The 20286-nt window shown below is 66.8% G+C and carries 15 protein-coding genes; 5 read left to right on the top strand and 10 right to left on the bottom strand.

Annotated elements, in window-relative coordinates:
• Positions 1-113: 113 nt before the first annotated feature.
• From nagE to CK498_RS04960, 5 genes are read right to left on the bottom strand one after another with little or no spacing between them, the layout of a single operon-like run.
• A complete protein-coding gene (gene nagE, locus CK498_RS04940) occupies positions 114-1808 on the bottom strand; it encodes an N-acetylglucosamine-specific PTS transporter subunit IIBC (RefSeq protein WP_229358965.1) in 1695 nt (564 codons plus the stop codon).
• An 11-nt stretch (positions 1809-1819) separates the two neighbouring features.
• The gene (gene ptsP / locus CK498_RS04945; RefSeq protein ID WP_095619755.1) at positions 1820-4429 is read right to left on the bottom strand and encodes a phosphoenolpyruvate--protein phosphotransferase; all 2610 of its coding nucleotides are present in this window, start codon (positions 4427-4429) and stop codon (positions 1820-1822) included.
• Positions 4430-4458: 29 nt separating this feature from the next.
• Complete coding sequence (locus CK498_RS04950; RefSeq protein ID WP_095619756.1) at positions 4459-5478, bottom strand: SIS domain-containing protein; 1020 nt, start codon at positions 5476-5478, stop codon at positions 4459-4461.
• Positions 5469-6593 (bottom strand): N-acetylglucosamine-6-phosphate deacetylase, encoded by a 1125-nt coding sequence (gene nagA / locus CK498_RS04955; protein WP_095619757.1) that lies wholly within the window; start codon positions 6591-6593, stop codon positions 5469-5471. The genes CK498_RS04950 and nagA overlap by 10 nt, the downstream gene beginning before the upstream one ends.
• An 8-nt stretch (positions 6594-6601) precedes the next feature.
• A complete protein-coding gene (locus tag CK498_RS04960) occupies positions 6602-7336 on the bottom strand; it encodes a GntR family transcriptional regulator (RefSeq protein ID WP_095619758.1) in 735 nt (244 codons plus the stop codon).
• Between the two features lie 486 nt (positions 7337-7822).
• Between CK498_RS04960 and CK498_RS04965 the strand changes: the two genes are divergently transcribed.
• From CK498_RS04965 to siaD, 5 genes are all read left to right on the top strand, one after another.
• Positions 7823-9763: an exoribonuclease II gene (locus CK498_RS04965; protein WP_095619759.1), complete on the top strand. Its 1941-nt coding sequence runs from the start codon at positions 7823-7825 to the stop codon at positions 9761-9763.
• Between the two features lie 412 nt (positions 9764-10175).
• A complete protein-coding gene (siaA, locus tag CK498_RS04970; protein WP_095619760.1) occupies positions 10176-12221 on the top strand; it encodes a biofilm regulation protein phosphatase SiaA in 2046 nt (681 codons plus the stop codon).
• Between the two features lie 24 nt (positions 12222-12245).
• Positions 12246-12779, top strand: coding sequence for a biofilm regulation protein kinase SiaB (siaB, locus tag CK498_RS04975; RefSeq protein ID WP_095619761.1), 534 nt, complete (start codon positions 12246-12248; stop codon positions 12777-12779).
• A 7-nt stretch (positions 12780-12786) separates the two neighbouring features.
• Positions 12787-13185: a biofilm regulation phosphoprotein SiaC gene (gene siaC / locus CK498_RS04980; RefSeq protein ID WP_407645834.1), complete on the top strand. Its 399-nt coding sequence runs from the start codon at positions 12787-12789 to the stop codon at positions 13183-13185.
• A complete protein-coding gene (gene siaD / locus CK498_RS04985) occupies positions 13182-13964 on the top strand; it encodes a biofilm regulation diguanylate cyclase SiaD (RefSeq protein ID WP_095619762.1) in 783 nt (260 codons plus the stop codon). Before siaC ends, siaD begins: the two co-directional genes overlap by 4 nt.
• A 3-nt stretch (positions 13965-13967) precedes the next feature.
• Here the strand turns inward: siaD and CK498_RS04990 are convergent, their stop codons facing one another.
• The 5 genes from CK498_RS04990 to lpdA form a co-directional block, all read right to left on the bottom strand.
• Positions 13968-14840: an urea carboxylase-associated family protein gene (locus tag CK498_RS04990; protein ID WP_095619763.1), complete on the bottom strand. Its 873-nt coding sequence runs from the start codon at positions 14838-14840 to the stop codon at positions 13968-13970.
• Positions 14841-14866: 26 nt separating this feature from the next.
• Complete coding sequence (locus CK498_RS04995; RefSeq protein WP_095619764.1) at positions 14867-16477, bottom strand: BCCT family transporter; 1611 nt, start codon at positions 16475-16477, stop codon at positions 14867-14869.
• Positions 16478-16643: 166 nt separating this feature from the next.
• Positions 16644-17516 (bottom strand): succinate--CoA ligase subunit alpha, encoded by an 873-nt coding sequence (sucD, locus tag CK498_RS05000; protein WP_095619765.1) that lies wholly within the window; start codon positions 17514-17516, stop codon positions 16644-16646.
• Positions 17516-18682: an ADP-forming succinate--CoA ligase subunit beta gene (sucC, locus tag CK498_RS05005; RefSeq protein WP_095619766.1), complete on the bottom strand. Its 1167-nt coding sequence runs from the start codon at positions 18680-18682 to the stop codon at positions 17516-17518. Before sucC ends, sucD begins: the two co-directional genes overlap by 1 nt.
• A gap of 130 nt (positions 18683-18812) precedes the next feature.
• Positions 18813-20249 (bottom strand): dihydrolipoyl dehydrogenase, encoded by a 1437-nt coding sequence (lpdA, locus tag CK498_RS05010; protein WP_095619767.1) that lies wholly within the window; start codon positions 20247-20249, stop codon positions 18813-18815.
• Between the last annotated feature and the right edge of the window lie 37 nt (positions 20250-20286).

Genomic DNA, 20286 nt, shown 5'->3' on the forward strand with positions numbered 1-20286 from the left:
AGTAGGTCATCCTCGGTGATCGCGTCGCAGCCTGCTCCTCACCCTGGAAAAAGTACTGCCCTGCCCTCCTCGCCCCTCAGCGATAGCCTTAGCAGCGCTGGAGGCAAGGCGGCTCAGGCTTCGCCCAGCCCCCTAGCCACAGCGGTGGCCCGTTCTCCCAGCAGCACATGGATCACGCCCTGCTCCAGGCGCTGGACCGCCTGGGCGCCGAGGTCGGCCAGGGCCGCCTCATCCAGGGCCTGGGTATCGGCCAGCTCCAGGCGCAGCCGGGTGGCGGCCACCGCCGTGGCGCTGCGCAGATTGCCCTCGCCGCCCAGGGCCCGATGCCAGGCCTGACGCACCTGGGTGTCAATGGCCTGGGTCGCCTCCCCCACCTCGGGCGTCGGCGTCGGTGCGGAGGCGGCCACGGGCGCCGTGCCCTGGGCGGCCATGGCGGCGCGGATCTCGTCCGCCACCCCATCCGCGATAGGACCGAGGATCACCTGGAGGCCGCCGCCCTGCAGGCGCAGGATGCCCCGGGAGCCCAGGGCCTTGAGGGCCGCCTCGTCAATCGCCTCGGGCTGCTCCAGTACCAGGCGCAGCCGGGTGGTGCAGGCGCCGACGCTGGTGAGGTTGCCCGCCCCGCCCAGGGCGGCGACGAAGGCCGGGCCACGCTCGCCGCTCGCCTGGGTGGCAACGAGCGCCACGCTCTCCGGCTCGCGGCCCGGGGTGGGCAGGTCGAAGCGCACGATGGCCCAGCGGAACACCGTGTAGTAGAGGGCGAAGTAGGCCAGGCCCACCGGCAGCATCAGCCAGCCATTGGTGGAGAGACCATAGGAGAGTGCGAAGTCGAAGGCGCCGGCGGAGAAGGTGAAGCCGAGTTTGACGTCGAGCCAGTGCAGCAGCGCCATGGAGACGCCGGTGAGCACCGCATGCAGGCCGTAGAGCAGCGGCGCCAGGAACATGAAGGTGAACTCGATGGGCTCGGTGACCCCGGTGAGGAAGGCGGTCAGCGCCAGCGACAGCAGCAGGCCACCCACCTGGGCACGCCGCCCCTTGGGCGCGGCGTGATACATGGCCAGGGCTGCCGCCGGCAGGCCGAACATCATCACCGGGAAGAAGCCCGCCATGAAACGCCCCGCGGCGGGGTCGCCGGCGAAGAAGCGGTTGAGGTCGCCGCTGGCCACCACCCCGGAGGCCGCCTCGAAGCTGCCGAAGACGAACCACACCAGGCTGTTGAGCACATGGTGCAGGCCGGTGACGATCAGCAGGCGATTGAGCATGCCGTAGACGAACAGGCCCAGCTCGCCGGCATCGATCAGCCACTGGCCGAGGGCATCGATACCGTGCTGGATAGGCGGCCAGATCACTCCGAAGGCGACCCCCAGGGCCACCGCGGCCAGGCCGGTGGCGATGGGCACGAAGCGCCGCCCACCGAAGAAGGCCAGGTATTCCGGCAGCTGGATCGCGTGGTAGCGGTTATAGAGCAGGCCCGCCACGCTGCCGATGATGATGCCCGCCAGCACCCCCATGTCGATCTCGGGGTTGAGGGCGGTAAGCACGGCGTCCAGCACCAGGTAGCCGATCACCCCGGCCAGGCCGGCGGCGCCGTTGTTGTCATTGGCGAAGCCCACCGCCAGGCCGATGGCGAAGATCAGCGCCAGGTTGGCGAAGATCGCCTCGCCGGCACTGGCGATAAAGGCGATATCCAGCAGGTCGGGCTGGCCCAGGCGCAGCAGCAGGCCGGCGATAGGCAGCACCGCGATGGGCAGCATCAGGGAGCGGCCGAGCCGCTGTAGTCCGCCCATCAGACGGGATCCCAGGGTCATGGAAGTCATTCTCAGCACCTCTCGAGGGTCGTTGTCGTTGTTGTGTCGGGGGTCGCGTCGGCCCGGGCCAGCCAGGCGGTGAGGCGCTCGCGCACCGCGGCCGCATCGTCCAGGGCCAGCAGCTCGGGCAGCTCGGCGGCCAGGGCGGCGGCATCCAGGCGCCGCAGGGCCGCCTTCACCGCCGGCACCCGGGCCGGTTCCACGGAGAGTTCGTCGACGCCCAGCGCCACCAGCAGCGGCGCGGCCAGGTCGTCGCCAGCGGCGGCGCCGCACACCCCTACCGGGCAACGCCCCTTGGCGCCCTCCACCGTGGCCTGGATCAGCCACAGCACCGCCGGGTGCAACACATCGGCCCGGGCGGTCAGCGCCGGGTCCTCGCGATCCATGGCCAGGGTGTACTGGGTCAGGTCGTTGGTGCCGATGGAGAGGAAGTCCGCCTCGGCGGCGAGGCTGGCGGCACACAGGGCGGCGCTGGGCACCTCGATCATGGCGCCCAGCCGCGGCCGCACCTCGAGCCCCATCTCGGAGGCGATGGCCTCCAGGCGCTGGCGCACCTGGCGCAGTTCACCGGCCTCGCTGACCATCGGCAGCATGATATGCAGGGCGTCGAGTCGCGTGACGCCGAGCAGGGCCCGCAGTTGGGTCTCCAGCAGCTCGGGATGACTGGCCCAGAGGCGAGCACCACGCACACCCAGCGCCGGGTTGGGCACCGCCGGCAGGCGCAGGTAGGGCAACTGCTTGTCGGCGCCGATATCCAGGGTGCGGATGATCACCGGCTTGCCGCCCAGGGCCGCCAGGGCAGCCTGGTATTCGCCGCGCTGGGTGGCCTCGTCGGGGGCGCTATCGCGCTCCAGGAAGAGGAATTCGCTGCGCAACAGGCCCACGCCATCGGCGCCGGCCTCCGCGGCCAGGCGCGCCTCCTCGGCGCCGCCGATATTGGCGCACACCTCGACCTCGCGGCCGTCCCGGGTGATGGCGGGCTCGAAGGCCGCCGCCCGCGCCGCCTCGGCCTCGCGGCGGCGGGCCGCGATCCGCGCCGCCACCTCGGCGACCCGGGCCTCGCTCGGCGCCGGCACCAGGCGGCCGCGCTCGGCATCCAGGATGGCCGCCTCGCTCGGGACGTCATCGAGGGCCGCCAGCAGGGCCGGCCCCATGGCCACCAGGCAGGGAATGCCCCGGGCCCGGGCCAGGATGGCCACATGGGAGGTGGTGCCGCCGCCGGCCAGGCAGAGCCCGGCGGGACGCCGGGCGGCTACCGCCACCAGCTCCGAGGGGGTCAGCTCCTCGGCCACCAACAGGGCGCCCTCGGGGAATTCGGGCAGCGCAGCCTCCGCCGCGTCGCTCAGCTCCGCCATCACCCGCCGCTGCAGATCGCGCAGGTCGGCGACCCGGGCGGCCAGCAGGGCGTTGCCGGTGGCCTCGAGGCGCTCGGCCTCGGCGTCCAGGGCCTCCCGCCAGGCCTGGCCGGCACCGCGCCCGGCGCGAAGGCGCTCGCCGGCCGCCGCCACCAGGTCCGGGTCCGCCAGCCAGGCGCCATGGGCGGCGAAGATCTCCGCCTCGGCGGTCTGCCCGCTGCGGGTCGCCTCGGCTTCGTCCCGGGCCAGGGCCTCGCCGACCCGGGCCAACGCCTGGGTCAGCCGCGGCGCCTCCACGACCTCGCCCTCGCCGTCATGGGACACGGTGGGCAGCGGCGGCCGATAGTGCACCAGCGGCCCCAGGGCCAGGCCGGGGCTGGCCACCAGGCCGGCCAGCTCGCCCTCCTCTAATACCTCCCCCAGTGCCTCGCCCAGCGCCTCGTTCGGTGTCGCTTGAGGCTTAGGAGCGGGATGCGGTTCGGCCTCGGGGGTGGTCAGCAGCGCCTCGGCGTCGTCCAGGGCCGCCTCGGCGTGTTCGCCCCGGGCGGTCAACCGCAGCGCCGCACCCTCGGTGAGCCCCAGGTTCATCAAGGCGCTTAGGCTATCGGCGCTGGCGCTGGCGCTGGGGCTATCGGCGCCCTCGTGATCCAGTGTCAGACTAACGCCATGCTCCCGGGCGATGGCCCGCAACCGCGCCGCGGGGCGGGCATGCAGGCCCGCCGCCAGGGCCAGGGTCAGGCGCCGCTCGGCCTCGGGTCCACCGGCCACCGTCTTATGGCATTCCGCCACCGCCGCCTCCAGCACCAGCAGCGGCTCGCCCAGGGCGACCCGGACGCCGGCCGCGAGGCTCGGCTCGCGCAGTCGCCAGCCGGCGGCCTCGGTGATCACCAAGGGGGTAATCAGGGCACTGGCGCCCCGGGCCAGGGCGTCGGCATCGAAGCGGCACAGCGGATCGCCGGCACGTACCCGGTCGCCCACGGCCACCAGGGGTTCGATACCCTGCCCCTGCAGTTCCACGGTATCCAGGCCCAGGTGGAGCAGCAGCTCCACCCCGGCGGCGGTTTTCAGGGTCAGGGCGTGGTGGGTACGGGCGCACTGCACCACCTCGCCATCGCAGGGCGCATGCAGGCACTCGCCGAGGGGGTCGAGGGCGATGCCCTCGCCCAGGGCCTGGCCGGCGAAGACCGGGTCGGGCACCGCGCTGAGGGGCACCACCACCCCGGCCACGGGGGCCAGCAGGGTCAGGGTTTGGCTGGAATCGGACATGGGAAGACTCCCGATATTATTGTTAGCTGTTACAGGGTGCAGGTGACCTTGTTGAGATGCCGGGGGCGGTCCGGGTCGCTGCCCCGGGCCGCCGCCAGGCCGGCCACCATGACGTAGAAGCTCTGGATCACCGACAGCGGCTGCAGGGCCTCGTGGCCGGCATCCACCAAGGTCAGCTGGCGCTGGGTCACGCCCTCGTCGGCGGCCAGCAACACCCGGGCGCCGACGCCCTCGAGCCACTCGGCCAGCTCCAGCAGCCCGGCCTGCTCCGGTCCCGGCGGGGCGAACACCAGCACCGGGTAGCCGGGGCCGATCAGCGCCATGGGGCCGTGACGCACCTCGGCGCCGCTAAAGGGCTCGGCCTGGATGGCGCAGGTCTCCTTGAACTTCAGCGCCGCCTCCTGGGCCACGGCGAGGCCGGCGCCACGGCCGATCACCATCAGCTTGTCGGCACCCGTCAGGGCCTCGATGGCGGTCGACCAGTTCATCGCCAGGGCCCGGGTCAGGCGCTCGGGCAGGCCGTCCAGGGCATAGAGCAGGCCGCGATCCTCCTGCCAGTGGCCGATCAGTTGGGCCATGGCGGAGAGCGTGGCCAGGTAGCTCTTGGTGGCGGCCACGCTCTTCTCCTCCCCGGCATAGAGGGGAATCTCAGTGTCGCTGGCCGCCCCCAGGGGCGACTGGGGAGTATTGACCAGCGCCAGGGTGCGGGCGCCGGCGGCGGCCAGCGCGTGCTGGGTGGCCACCAGGTCGGGGCTCTGGCCCGACTGGGAGACCGCCAGGGCCAGTTGGCCGGTGAGGCGCCAAGGGGCCTTGGCCAGGGTGGTCAGCGAGGGCGGCAAGGAGGCCACCGGGATGCCGCGGCGCTTCATGCACTGGTAGGCGAAGTAGCCGGCGGCGTGATCGGAACTGCCCCGGGCCACGGTGACCACGGCGGTGGGCTCGGCGAGACGCAGGCGCTCGCCCAGGTCGGCGAGCAGGGCCTGGTTGCGTTGCAGCTGGCCGCGGATGCGCTCCGGGGCGTTACGGGCTTCTTCGAGCATCAGGGACATGACGGGGCTCCTTGGACGTTGCCAGAGACATCACGGCCCTCGACGAAGACCGCTTGGAGTTGGAGTTGGGGGTCGAGGACCACCAGGTCGGCTAGGGCGCCCTCCTGCAGGCGACCGATCTCGTCGAGACCGAGGAAGTCGGCGGGGAAGCGCGACAGGCGATCCGAGGCCTCGGCCAGGGAGAGCCCCAGGCCGACGAAGTTGCGCAGCGCCTGATCCATGGTCAGGGTGCTGCCGGCCAGGGTGCCGTCGGCCAGGCGTACGCCGCCCAGGCACTTAGTCACGGTCTGCTCGCCCAACCGGTAGCCGCCGTCGGGCATGCCGGCGGCGGCGGTGGAGTCGGTGACCGCATAGAGGTTGGGAATGCAGCGCAGGGCGGTACGGATGGCCCCGGGATGCACATGCAGCAGGTCGGGGATCAGCTCGGCGTACTGGGCATGGGCCAGGGCCGCGCCGACCATGCCCGGCTTGCGGTGGTGCAGGCCGGTCATGGCATTGAACAGGTGGGTGAAGCCGCAGGCACCATGGGCCAGGGCCTCGACCCCCTCCTCGTAGCTGCCCAAGGTGTGGCCCAGCTGGACCCGCACGCCGCGCTCGCTGAGGTGACGAATCAGGGCGTGGTGACCGGCCAGCTCCGGGGCCAGGGTGACCAGGCGGATCGGCGCCAAGGCACAGAGCTCGTCCACCTCCTCGATCGAGCCGCTGCGGGCATGGGGCGGCTGGGCGCCGAGCTTGCCGGGGTTGATATAGGGCCCCTCCAGGTGCACCCCCAGCACTCCGGCGGCCCGGGGGGCCGGATCGGCCATATAGGCGGCGATCTCGCCCAGCACCCGGCGAATCTCGGCGTCCGGGGCGGTCATGGTGGTAGCCAGCAGCCGGGTAGTACCGAAGCGCACATGGGTACGCGCCAGGGTGGCCAGGGCCGCGCGCCCCTCCATGGTGTCGGCACCGCCACCACCATGCACATGCAGGTCGACGAATCCAGGCAGCAGCCGCGGATGGTCGTTGCTGTCGGGGTCCACCATTTCACCACTGATGCGAGTGATGCGCCCGCCGTCCCAGTGGAGCTCCCCCAGTCGCCAGCCCTCGGGGGTGAGGATATTGCCGTACTGCATGGAGCCTCCTAACGAGTCAGCTCGACCATAAAGTCGTAGTAGTCGGTGCGGCAGTAGGTGACGGTGAGCTCCGCCGGGGTGCCGTCGGCGAGATAACCCAGGCGCGTCACCTTGAGCAGCGCCTGGCCCTCCGGTACCTCGGCCAGGGCCGCCAGCTCGGCGTCGGCATTGATAGCGGTGACGTGCTGCAGGGCCCGGGCCACCCGCTTGCCGCTGGCCTCCAGCACCGCATAGAGGGAGGTCTCCACCGCTCGGGGATCGGGCAGCACCGCCTCGGGCAGGCAGCTCTCCTCCACCGCCATCACCACCTCGTCGGCCAGGCGCAGGCGTTTGAGGCGTGCCACCCGGGCATCGGCGCCCAGCCCCAGGCGCATGCCCTCCTCCACGCTGGGGGTGGCCAGGCCGCGCGCCAGCCAATGGGAGCTGGGGGTGAAGCCGCGCTGGGTGAGCAGCTCGGTAAAGCTGGAGAGCCGCGACAGGGACTGATTGAGGCGCGGGGTAATAAAGGTGCCTGAACCGCGGCTGCGGCGGATCAGCCCCAGCTCGGCCAGGCGATCCAGGGCCTTGCGGGCGGTGATCCGCGACACCTCCAGGCTCTCGGCCAGATTGCGCTCCGAGGGCAGTGCCTCGCCGGCCTGCCAGGCGCCGGTCTCGATGGCCTGCTCCAGCTGGCGGGCCAGTTGCTGGTAGAGGGGCGTCGCGCCCTGGGGGTCGAGGCGCAGCTGGGGGAAGCGTGGATCCATGGATCTCTCCCTGTCTGGAGTAGTAGACATACCAATCTAATACCACTATAGCCCCATATTGATACCAGTCAAATACCACTCCACTACAACCTTGGTGGAACAAGATTCCTTGCCGATAGAAGACCAGCGCTTTCTCTCTGGAGCAGGGACACTGGAGGCAGACCGGAGCGAGGCGACTTTTTCAGGGGTGAAGAGGACTCCTCAGGACGGGTTGGCCATGGATGACCTACCCCGCCCTGCAAGCGAAGTAGGATTGCGTAGCAACGCAGGAAAAAACCGAGCGCCCAGGGAGGGGGGGGGACCGCGTCTTCGCGCGGGGCCGGCCTACCGGAGTATCTGCCCCCAGGGTAACCCCGGGACTTAGCGCTGAGACGATGCAGGTTCTTGAGACACCGGGGCCAAAGCGAACTTCAGGAAGCGCGCGATTGGCGGGGCCGACGGGAATCCGTATAGTGGCTGCTTACCCCCGCCAAGCTAAAGTGTCCGATGCTGCAGAATAACGCCCTGCTTGCCCAGCTCAAGCAACAGATTCGCTCTACCACGCCTCGCGTAGAGGGCGTGATCAAGGCCACCGACAAGGGATTCGGCTTTCTCGAGACCGACGACGGCGAGTCCTACTTCGTGCCGCCGCCGGCCATGAAGCAGGTCATCCACGGCGATCGCGTCGCCGCCGTTGTCCACGAGGACGGCGACAAGCGCTCCGTCGAGCCGGACACCCTCATCGAGCAGGGCCTGACGCGCTTCGTCGCCCGCGTGCAGAAGCGCGAGGGACGCCTGGCCGTGGTGCCCGACCACCCGTCGGTCAAGAATGTCCTCAAGTCGCGGATCAAGAACAGCCTCGACGAGGAGAGCATCAGCGACGGCGACTGGGTCGTGGCGCGCCTGGTACGCCATCCGCTCAAGGAGAACGACCGCGGTTTCTTCGCCCAGATCGATGAGCTGGTGGTCAAGGCCGACGACCCGGCAGTGCCGTGGCGCGTGACCCTGGCCCGCCATGCCCTCGAGCAGGCCTCCCCCGAAGCCGGTGACGAGTGGCCGCTGCGCGACGAGGGCCTCGAGCGCGAGGACCTCACCGCCGAGCCGTTCTTCACCATCGACGGCGAGAAGACCCGCGACATGGACGATGCGCTGCGCGTCGAACCCCGCGACGGCGGCGGCTGGCGGCTCAGCGTGGCCATCGCCGACCCCACCGCCTACGTCGACGAACAGCATGCCGCCGACCTCGAGGCGCGCACCCGGGCCTTCACCGTCTATCTGCCGGGACAGAATGTCACCATGCTGCCGGAAGTGCTGGCCGACGACCTGTGCTCGCTGTGGGAAGGCCGTGAGCGGCCGGTGCTGACCTGCACCCTGGAGATCAACGCCGACGGCAGCCTCGGCGACTACCGCTTCTTCGCCGCCACCGCCAAGTCGCATGCCAAGCTCGTCTATGACCGGGTCTCCGACTGGCTCGAGGGCCAAGGCGAGTGGGCGCCTGACGCGGCGATCGCCCCTCAGCTCGAGGCGCTGCGCGACCTGACCGAGGCGCGCAGCGCCTGGCGCGCCGAGCATGCGCTGGTGTTCAAGGATCGTCCCGACTACGAGTTCGACCTCGACGAGGCGGGCAATGTACTCGGCATCCGCACCGAGCAGCGGCGCATCGCCAATCGCATGATCGAAGAGTCGATGATCGCCGCCAACGCCTGCTGCGCCGACCTGCTCGCCGACAAGGTCGGCCACGGCATCTTCAACGTGCACCGCGCCTTCGATCCGGACAAGGCCGAGGCCGCTCACGAGTTCCTCAGCGCCCAGCAGATCGAGGTCGAGCGCGAGGCGCTCACCGAGCTGCCGCGCTACCGTGAGCTCAAGCGTGCCCTGGAGAGCCGCGAGGACGCCTGGCTGGATATCCGCCTGCGGCGTTTCCAGGGCTTCACCAGCATGTCGGCGCTGCCCGGGCCGCACTTCGGCTTGGGGCTTGCCGCCTACGCCACCTGGACCTCGCCGATCCGCAAGTATGGCGATATGGTCAATCACCGCCTGATCAAGCAGGTGCTCAAGGGCGAGAGCGCCTCGGCGGAGGCCAGCCAGCAGCTCACCGAGCAGCTCACCGAGCGCCGCCGCCTCAACCGCATGGCCGAGCGCGACGTCAAGGACTGGCTCTACGTGCGCTTCCTGACACCGGCCGCCAAGGCCCAGGAAACCTTCGAGGCGGAGATCATGGCCATCAACCGTGGCGGCATGCGCGTACGCCTGACCGCCAACGGTGCCACCGCCTTCGTTCCCGCGCCGATGATGCACAGCGACCGCGACAAGGTCGTCATCGACGACAAGGAAGGCCGCATCCAGGTGGAAGGCGAAGAGCGCTACAAGCTCGGCGATGCGCTTCGCGTGGCGCTCACCGAGGCCCGGGAGGAGACTCGCTCGCTGGTGGCCCGCCCCGCCGAGTGAGTTCTACCCAGCCCACGACACGGCCCCGCCAGGTTCGCCCTGGCGGGGCCGTGCTATGTGAGCAAGGTGATCGTAGTTGCCTCTAAGCGAAGAACGCCGGGGGCAGGCCGAAGAGTAGGTTTGCGCCATGGGTGAGGAGCATGCCTCCGAACGGGCTGGCCATGGATGGCCAGCACCGGTCCTGCAAGCGGAGCAGGATGCGAGAGCGCAGCAGGGCGCAAGATAGCGCCCAGGGATGGGTTTATAGCGCCTCCTCGCAGGCCTGTCGACGGATCAGTTCCGAGCGGTACTACCTATCTGCGATAGCCCTGGCTATGTGGAGGAGTAACTCGCGTGTAAGAAAGGTTTATGCCAAGGTAACGCAAAAGGACGACAATGGTGGGTGAGTTGATCCATCAAGGAAGCTGACGCGATGGCAACACACCTCGGACTACGTGGTAAGTCGATCGCGACCTTGCTGCTGGCCTTCCTGCTGGCACTGGTCCCGGCGGTGCTGATCGGCTGGATGGCCGTCGAGGAAGTGCGTCGTCACTTCGCTACCGCCTATGCCGAACAGTACACCCTGCTGCAGATGCAGCGGATTACCGCACCGGTGTCGAGGGAGTTGGCACTATCGCGGCGTTTTGCCAACTCGGTCGTTACCCGCGAGTGGCTTCGCCAGCCCGAGGATCCCGAGCGCCGAGCCAGGTTCTTGGCCGAGGCCGAAGGCTTCCGCCAGCAGTTCGGCAGCAATGCCTACTTCACCATCGATCACGCCACCCAAGACTACTACTTCGCCGATCAACGTAGCGAGGCGCTGACGCCACACTATCGCCTCGACGCTGAAGAGCCGCAAGATGCCTGGTACTTCTCCACCATGGCCAGCACCTCGACCTACAACATCAAGGTCAGTCATGATCGTGTGCTGGAGCGCACCATGTTGTGGGTCAACGTCAAGGTACGTGATAGCGGTGAGCTGCTTGGCCTGGCTGGCGGCGCCCTGGATCTCGAGGAATTCCTCGCCAGCGTCATCCGCACCGAGGCGCCCGGGCTGACCTCCATGATCGTCGACCCACGCGGCATCCTCCAGGCCCACCCCGATCAATCTCGCCTGGCACTGGGCGCGATCAGCAACCCTCTGGATGCCGATAGCCAACAGCGCATCCAGTCGTCGATTGACGATGCCCAACAGCGTGAAGCGCTCAGGCAGGCGATGCAGGCAGTGATACGACGTCCAGGCGATATCCGCGCCATCGATGTCGAGATCGATGGCGCACCGAGGCTGCTGTCGGTGGGTTACATCCCGGAGCTCCAGTGGCTGCTGGTCACCACCCTGGACATGCAGTCCGCCCCCATTGTCGAGGGCCGCTGGTTCTGGCCACTACTGGGCGCGCTGATCCTGGTGCTGGGCAGTCTCACGGCGGCCTTTGCCTTCGCTACCCATCGCCTGATACTGGCCCCGCTCCAGCACCTGACGCTGTCGGCCCGCACCATCGCGAGCGGCGACTATCGTCCTCGGCTCCCCACCCAACGCCACGATGAGATCGGCGAGCTGTCCCAGGCCTTCTCGCACATGGCACGCCAGGTCGCCGATCACACGCGCAACCTCGAAGCGCAAGTCCACGAGCGCACTCGCGAACTGGAGAACGCCAATGCGGCAATGGCCGCCGCGCACCAGCAGCTCGACGACTCCATCCAGTACGCCAGCATCATCCAGCGCGCCATCCTGCCCGACATGCAGCTCTGCGAGCATCTGGTCGCGCATCACGCCGTGCTATGGAAACCGCGGGACACCGTCGGTGGCGACTTCTATGTCTTCCGTGCCACCCAGCACGGCTATCTGATCGGCGTGGTCGACTGTGCCGGCCACGGCGTTCCCGGTGCCATGATGACCATGCTGGCGCGTGCCATCATCGACCACGCCATCGCCCAGCAGGGTGCCGACGACCCCGCCGCTCTTCTCAACGAGATCGATCGCCAGTCGCGCCAGCTGCTTCCCGAAGCGCAGTTGCCCTCGTCCATCGCCACCAATATGGATATCGGCCTCGCCTGGGTCGAGACAGCATGCCAGCAGCTCACCTATGCCGGAGCCAAGCTCGACCTCTATGCCAGCGACGGTAACCAGCTCGAGCACCTCAAGGGACACAAGCGTGCCCTGGGGCATCGACGCCAGGCCCGTTACACCAACCAACAGCTGCCGCTTCACCCCGGTTGGCGCTATTATCTATGTAGCGACGGCTTTCTCGATCAGGCCGGTGGCAGACACGGCTTCGGCTTCGGCAACCGCCGCTTCGAGGCACTGATACGAAGCCAGGCGGCGGCGCCACTCGATGCCCAGCTTGCCGCCTTCGAGCAGGCGCTCAACGAGTATCAAGGCCCACACAGTCAGCGTGACGACATCACCCTGTTGATCTTCTGCACGGAATCGGACGTCACCGAGCCCGTTCCCCATCGTCCACCCAGCCCCTCTCAGGGCTGAATCATTGCCAGCCAAGGAATTGCCATGGATCTACTGAGCATGCGAGAGAGCTATCTACATGATCGCATCATGCTGTGCTTCAATGGCCCCATATCACGCAGCCTGATCGAGGAGATCGGCAAGGCGCTACGCAACTACCTGGACACTCAGCAAGCTGCACCTTCCGCGGCCATGGATGTCTTTGCCGTCTATATCGAGATGACCCAGAACATCCGCCACTACGCCCGCCGCCAGGGCTATGACGATGAGCTCGCCGCAGCCACGGTGGCCGTGGCGCGCAGCGACCAGGGCCACTATCAGGTGAGCGCAGGCAACCTGGTCGAGCAGGCCGACGGTGAGCGGCTGGTGGCCGCCGTCGAGGCGCTCTCTCTGCTCGACAAGCCAGCCCTGAAGCAGGCCTACAAGCAGCAGCTGCGCCGGCCTCGCGATGCCGAGACGCCCAGCGGAGCCGGCCTGGGCCTGATCGACATGGCCCGCAAGTCCAGCCGTCCCCTGCACGCCTCACTGCAGCCATTGTCGAATCAGCGAAGTTTCTTTAGCCTTACAGCCACGATTTGAGCTGACCATGACAACCATGATTTCCGATCTCGACATTCCCGGCAGCCAGTCCGCGCCGGCGATTCAAAGCGACTGGCAGGCGGGACGACTGGCCATGCAGGGCGACTCCTATCCGGAGAACTCCTACGAGCTCTTCGACCAGGTGATCCATTGGGTACGCCTCTTCCTTGCCAACGAGCAGCGGCCACTGCATCTCGAGCTGGCCCTGGTGTACCTCAACACCAGTTCGGTGAAGGCAATGATGGATATCTTCGACCTGCTCGAGGAGGCTTTCGAGACGGGGCGCGAGGTATCGGTGACCTGGCAGTACGACGTGCGCAACGAACGCATCGCCGAGCTGGCCGATGAATTTCGCGAGGACTGCAGCTACCCTTTCGCTATCACTCCTATTGCGGGCGAGTCATGAAAGACCATGACGAAGAGACGTTACTGGCAGAGGTTGCCGCCCTGCTCGACCTGCCCGAGCACGTCGGCCATCCGCTGCATGGCGCCCTGCAACGCCTCTATCGTCAGCACTGCGATCAACGCCTGCAGGTCGAGCGCTTGATCAATATTTCCGACCGCTACCAGCTGTTGGCCATGGAGGCCCGACAAGTGACACAGCAGCGCTACGAACGCACCCTACGGCGCCAGCGCAAGTTGTCACGCATCTCCGACGGCTACCAGGCGCTGATGCGCGAGCGCAATCAGGTATTGCAGCAGGCCTCGACCCACGACCCGCTCACCGAACTCCCCAACCGCCGGCTGATCGGCGAGCGCCTGGAACAGCTCATCAGCGAACGGCGTCGCTTCACGCTGGCACTGCTGGATATCGATCACTTCAAGCTGATCAATGACCGCCATGGCCACGACATCGGCGACCGGCTGCTGGTGGCCATCACCCGGGAGCTGAGCGCGACGCTGCGCCACTATGACCTCTGCGGTCGCTGGGGCGGTGAAGAGTTTCTGCTGCTATTGGCCGACACCGATCTCGACGAGGCGCAGACCATCGTCGAACGCCTGCGTCACCGCCTTGCCGCCGTGACGATCCACGACAACGGTCAGCCGCTGTCGGTCACCGTCAGCGCCGGCTTGAGCCAGCACCGTCGCGGCGAGCCTCATCAGCACACCCTGAAGCGCGCCGATGAGGCACTACTCAAGGCCAAACGCAACGGTCGCAACTGCAGCCTGAGCAGCGCTGGCTGAGCATCAACCACCCTTCTGCGCCTTACGCTTTTCTGCCGCCCAGTCGATGCCGGGACCGCGCATGCCGTGGCTGCCGCGATAGGGCGCATAGCCTGGCGACTCCCACCCGGCGAGCCGTTCGGGCATCAGGCGAAACACTTCGACACCGATCGGCTGGCAGGTAGACAGAGGATCTTTTGCATCGGGCCCCCACAGGTCGAGCGACAGGTCGCCGCCAGGGCAGCACGATAGCGCGCAGAGCAGATCGATCTCGGCGAAGAACTCGATGTAGTCGCCTTCTCGGGCCGGGCAGGCCTTCATGAAGTACTGGTCGTCCTCGTTGAGGCCGGTGCACTGGAAGACATTGAGCACGTCGTGAACGTCGAACTCGGTGAGCCCGAACGGCGCCACCGCCCGCACCAGATTGGAGTGGCAGTGATGGTCGAAGTCTTCGCCAGTGAGCAGCTTGTTGACGTAGGGGTCGCAGCGCGTGCCGAGCAGGTCGTGAACGCGGCCGCCGTCGACATCCACGCCGTATCCCTCCAGCGTATCGGCGATGATGGTCGCCATCGGCCGCAGATAGGGCAAGGTCGACCACAGCCGGTCGAAGGTCGAGACATGGGCGCGCTGCAGCTGGCGCGTGCGCGAGGCCCAGAAGCGCTCGCGGGGGTTGTGCAGGCTCCAGAGATTGAAATCACCGACCTGCGGGCCATGCAGCGTCGATAGGCGCAGCACGTGCCCAGCCGGCACCGCCCAGGCCAGGCCGTCGCGCAGCGGCACCACGTGCTGTGCAATGCGTTCACGGTCGGCGGGATCGCGCAGCCGCGAGTAGAAGTCGCGATCCACGTCGAGCACCGACCCCCGGCTTGCCTGATAGGCGGCGGGTACCTTGGCCATGCGTTTTCTCCAGATCGGGTATATGGCTACATCTGATCGGGGTGTGGTGGCGTGCCGACCTTGATCTTGCTGATGCGCTCGGCGGAGAGTCCACGAAACAGCGCAAAAATCATGGCGAACACCATGATGAAGATCGGCAAGCCGATCACCGTGATCACCTGCTGCAGGGCTTCGAGCCCCGCCTCACCGGCGAGCACGATCAGCATCGCCGCCACGGCCCCCTCGGACACCCCCCAGAACACCCGCTGGCGCACCGGCCCCTGGCCCGCATCGCCGGTACACAGCATGTCGACCACCAGCGACGCCGAATCCGACGAAGTGGCAAAGAAGATCGCCACGATCACCACCGCCAGCCCCTGGATCAGGGTCGTGGCCGGGAAGTGCTCGAAGAAGGCGAACATCGCCAGCGGCACGCTCTCGGCCACCGCCGCTGACATTACCCCGGCCTGGTCGCCCAGCGCCTCGCGGGCGGCGCTGCCGATACCGTCGATCTCCATCGCCGACCAGCCGAAGATGGCGAACCACACCAGGGTGAACAACGACGGCGCGAACAGCACGCCGAGCACGAACTCGCGAATGGTACGACCACGCGAGATACGCGCCACGAAGATGCCGATGAACGGCGACCAGGTGACCGTCCAGGCCCAGTAGAACACCGTCCAGTTGCCCTGCCAGCCCCAGCTGCCACCCTCGCGGGTGTACTGGGCCAGGGTATCGTTCCAGAACGCCATGGGCACGATGTTCGAGACGTAGATGCCCAGCGTCTCGATGATGCCGCGCAGCAGGAATACCGTGGAGCCGGTCACCAGCACGAACAGCATCAGGCCGGTGGCCATGCCGATATTGATGTTGGAGAGCACCTTCACGCCCTTGTCGAGACCTGCCACGATCGAGGCCACGGCTACCGCGGTCAATGCGATGATGATCAGGACCTTGACGGTGACGTTGTCCGGCACCCCCATCAGTTCGGACAGGCCGGCGTTGATCTGCGAGGTACCCAGGCCGATCGACACCGCCACGCCGAACAGGGTGCCGAGCACCGCGAAGATGTCGATGGTCTTGCCGATCGGCCCGTAGACCCGCTCCTTGAGCAGCGGGTAGAACACCGAGCTGACCCGCATCGGCAGGCCGTGGCGATGGATGAAATAGGCAAAGGCCAGCCCCGGCAGGGTGAAGATGGTCCAGGTATGCAGGCCCAGGTGGTAGAGCGAGAAGCCGATCGCCTCTTGGGAGGCCGCCACCGAGTGCGGCTCGATATCGCCATGGGGCGGATTGGAGAAGTGGAAGATCGGCTCGGCCACGCCCCAGAACATCAGCACCGTGCCGATACCGCCGGCGAACAGCATGGTGAACCAGGAGATGTTGCCATATTCGGGCTTTTCATCCTCGCGCCCGAGGCGAATCTGACCGTAGCGGCTGATCGCCACCCACAGCAGAAACAGCAGCCAGGCGTTGACGCCCATGATGAAGAACCAGCCGAGATTGGTGACGACCCACTCGCGGCCGTTGGCGAACACGTCCCTGATCGTCTCCGGGGCGATCAACAGCGCGATCAGAAACGCCACCATCAAGCCTGCCGAGGTAAAGAAGATGGTCGGTTCGGTGCGCAATCCGAGTCGTCTGGCCAGCTCGTCCATATCGCCCCCTGCTCCCTGCTGTGGCGGGATGACGCGCATCCCGATGGCTTTATGCCATTCAGCCTAGCAGCTCCTCGCCATCTCACCGATACGGGTCGGTAAACGAATATCAAAAAGGGCACCCGAAGGTGCCCTTTGACGTCTTACGACTGAAACGGTCGGCGACTTACCAGCCGGTTACCTGCTTCAGGGCGTCGCCGATCTCGGCCAGCGAACGCACGGTCTTGACGCCGGCGTCTTCGAGGGCGCCGAACTTCTCGTCCGCAGTGCCCTTGCCACCGGAGATGATCGCACCGGCATGGCCCATGCGCTTGCCCGGAGGGGCAGTAACACCGGCGATGTAGGAGACTACCGGCTTGGAGACGTTGGCCTTGATATAGGCCGCGGCCTCTTCCTCGGCGGTGCCACCGATCTCACCGATCATCACGATCGCCTCGGTCTGCGGGTCCTTCTCGAACATTTCCAGGATGTCGATGAAGTTGGAGCCCGGGATCGGGTCGCCGCCGATGCCCACGCAGGTCGACTGGCCGAAGCCGTGGTCGGTGGTCTGCTTGACCGCTTCATAGGTCAGGGTGCCGGAGCGCGACACGATACCGACACGGCCAGGCTTGTGGATATGGCCCGGCATGATGCCGATCTTGCACTCGCCCGGAGTGATCACGCCAGGGCAGTTGGGGCCGATCAGGCGCACACCCAGCTCGTCACACTTGACCTTGGCGTCGAGCATATCGAGGGTCGGGATACCTTCGGTGATGCACACGATCAGCTTGATGCCGGCGTTGGCGGCTTCGAGGATCGAGTCCTTGCAGAACGGCGCCGGCACGTAAATCACGCTGGCCTCGGCACCGGTCTGCTCGACCGCTTCCTTGACGGTGTTGAACACCGGCAGGCCGAGATGCTCCTGGCCGCCCTTGCCCGGGGTCACGCCGCCGACCATCTGAGTGCCGTAGGCGATCGCCTGCTCGGAGTGGAAGGTCCCCTGGCCGCCGGTGAAGCCCTGGCAGATGACCTTGGTGTTCTTGTCGATCAGGATGCTCATTACTTGCCCTCCGCCGCGTTGACGACCTGCTGAGCCGCATCGGTCAGACTGGTAGCAGCGATGATGTTGAGACCGCTGGAGGCCAGCTTCTCGGCACCCAGCTCGGCGTTGTTACCCTCGAGACGCACCACTACCGGCACGTTGACGCCGACCTGCTCGACCGCGCCGATGATGCCTTCGGCAATCATGTCGCAGCGCACGATGCCGCCGAAGATGTTGACCAGTACCGCCTTGACGTTATCGTCGGAGAGGATGATCTTGAACGCCTCGGCCACGCGCTCCTTGGTGGCGCCGCCGCCGACGTCGAGGAAGTTGGCCGGCTTGCCGCCGTTGAGGTTGACGATGTCCATGGTGCCCATCGCCAGGCCAGCGCCGTTGACCATGCAACCGATGTTGCCGTCCAGCGCCACGTAGTTGAGTTCCCACTTGGCGGCGTCGGCTTCGCGCTCGTCTTCCTGGGACGGGTCGCGCATCGCCTGCAGGTCGGGGTGACGATACAGCGCGTTGCTGTCCAGCCCCAGTTTGGCGTCGAGGCAGTGCAGGTTACCTTCGTCGGTGATCACCAGCGGGTTGATCTCGAGCAGCGCCAGATCCTTCTCGTGGAACAGGCGCGACAGACCCAGGAAGATCTTGGTGAACTGCTTGATCTGGTCGCCCTTGAGGCCCAGCGCAAAGGCCAGCTCGCGGGCCTGGTACGGCTGCGCACCGACCAGCGGATCGATCTCGGTCTTGAGGATCTTCTCGGGGGTCTCCTCGGCAACCTTCTCGATCTCCACACCGCCTTCGGTGGAAGCCATGAACACCACGCGACGGGTGGTACGGTCGACCACCGCGCCCAGATATAGCTCGTCGGCGATATCGGTGCAGGTCTCGACCAGGATCTTGGCCACCGGCTGACCGTGTTCATCGGTCTGGAAGGTGACCAGGTTCTTGCCCAGCCACTGCTCGGCGAAGGCCTTGGCCTCTGCGGGGTCCTTGATCAACTTGACGCCGCCGGCCTTGCCGCGACCACCAGCGTGGACCTGGGCCTTGACGACCCACATGTCGCCGCCGATCTTTTTACATGCTTCAGCGGCTTCTTCGGGCGTGTCCACGGCGAAACCCTTGGACACCGGCAGACCATAGTCGGCAAACAGCTGCTTGCCTTGATATTCGTGAAGGTTCATCGATTCATGCCATTGGTTGCATGTGACTCGAACGATGACCGCGGACACTTAGTGCGTTCCCGGGTCACCCCCGTCTGCTTCCGGTACGTCGCCGGAAGCACTGCGCCGCCCGCAGGCGGCGCTTGTTGTCTTACTTGCGCTTCTTGCGATTGGCCATATGGATGGCATGACCATCCACTGCCAGAGCCGCTTCATGGACGGCTTCCGCGGTAGTCGGATGCGCATAGCAGGTCAGCGCCAGATCCTCGGCGCTGGAGCCGAACTCCATGGCGATCACGCCCTGGGCAATCAGTTCGCCAGCGTGCTGGCCAACGATATGCATGCCCAGGATGCGGTCGGTCTCGGCATCGGCGATGATCTTAGCCATCCCTTCCGATGCATGATTAGCCAGTGCACGACCGTTGGCCGAAAACGGGAAGCTGCCGGTCTTAATCTCGATGCCGGCGGCCTTGGCGTCCTGCTCGGTGATGCCGACCCAGGCGACTTCCGGCGAAGTGTAGATCACGCTGGGAATGGCATCGTAGTTCATCTCGGCTTTATGGCCGGCGATGATATCGGCGACCATTACCCCCTCTTCCGAGGCCTTGTGCGCCAGCATCGGGCCGCGCACGCAGTCACCGATGGCGTAGACGCCCGGCACGCTGGTGCGGCACTGGTCGTCGACGAAGATGAAGCCGCGCTCGTCGAGCTTGACCCCGGCGTCCTCTCCCAGCAGGCCCTGGGTGTAGGGACGCCGGCCAACGCACACGATCAGCTTGTCGAACACCTGCTCCTGCTCGCCCTTGGCGTCGGTGTACTTGACGGTGACTTCCTTGCCGTTGGTCTCTGAGCCAGTGACGCGGGCGCCCATCTTGATGTCCAGGCCCTGCTTCTTGAGCAGCTTCTGGGTCTCCTTGGCGATGGCCGAGTCGACCATCGGCAGGAACGAGTCCATGGCCTCGAGCACCGTCACCTCGGAGCCCAGGCGGCTCCACACGCTGCCCAGCTCGAGGCCGATGACGCCGGCACCGATCACGCCCAGGCGCTTGGGCGTCTCTTCGAACTCCAGCGCGCCGGTGGAGTCAACGATCAGGCCTTCGGTAAGCGGCGTCGGCGGGATCTCGACCGGCACCGAGCCGGAGGCGATGACGATGTGCTCGGCCTCATAGACGGCCTTGTCGCCATCCTTGCTGACCTCGACCTGCTTGCTGGAGAGCACCTTGCCGGCGCCTTCCAGGGCGGTCACACCGTTGGCCTTGAACAGAGCGCTGATACCGCCAACGTTCTTGGCAATGACCTGATTCTTGAACTCGAGCATCTTGGGGATATCAGCGCTGACGTCACCAACGTTGATACCCACTTCGGCGAAATGATCGCGTGCCTCAACGAACTTGTGTGAGGACTCGAGGAGCGCCTTGGACGGGATGCAGCCCACGTTGAGGCAGGTGCCGCCGTGTACCGTCTTGCCTTCCTTGTTAACCCACTTCTCGACGCAGGCGGTCTTCAGGCCCAGCTGGGCGGCACGGATGGCGGCCACGTAGCCGCCGGGGCCCGCACCAATCACGATCACATCGAATTTATCGGCCATGAATACGTTTCCTGTATAGGTTGCGCGTTAGTCGTTG

Origin of the sequence: Halomonas salipaludis, assembly GCF_002286975.1 — a bacterium.
Taxonomy (GTDB): Bacteria; Pseudomonadota; Gammaproteobacteria; order Pseudomonadales; family Halomonadaceae; genus Franzmannia; species Franzmannia salipaludis.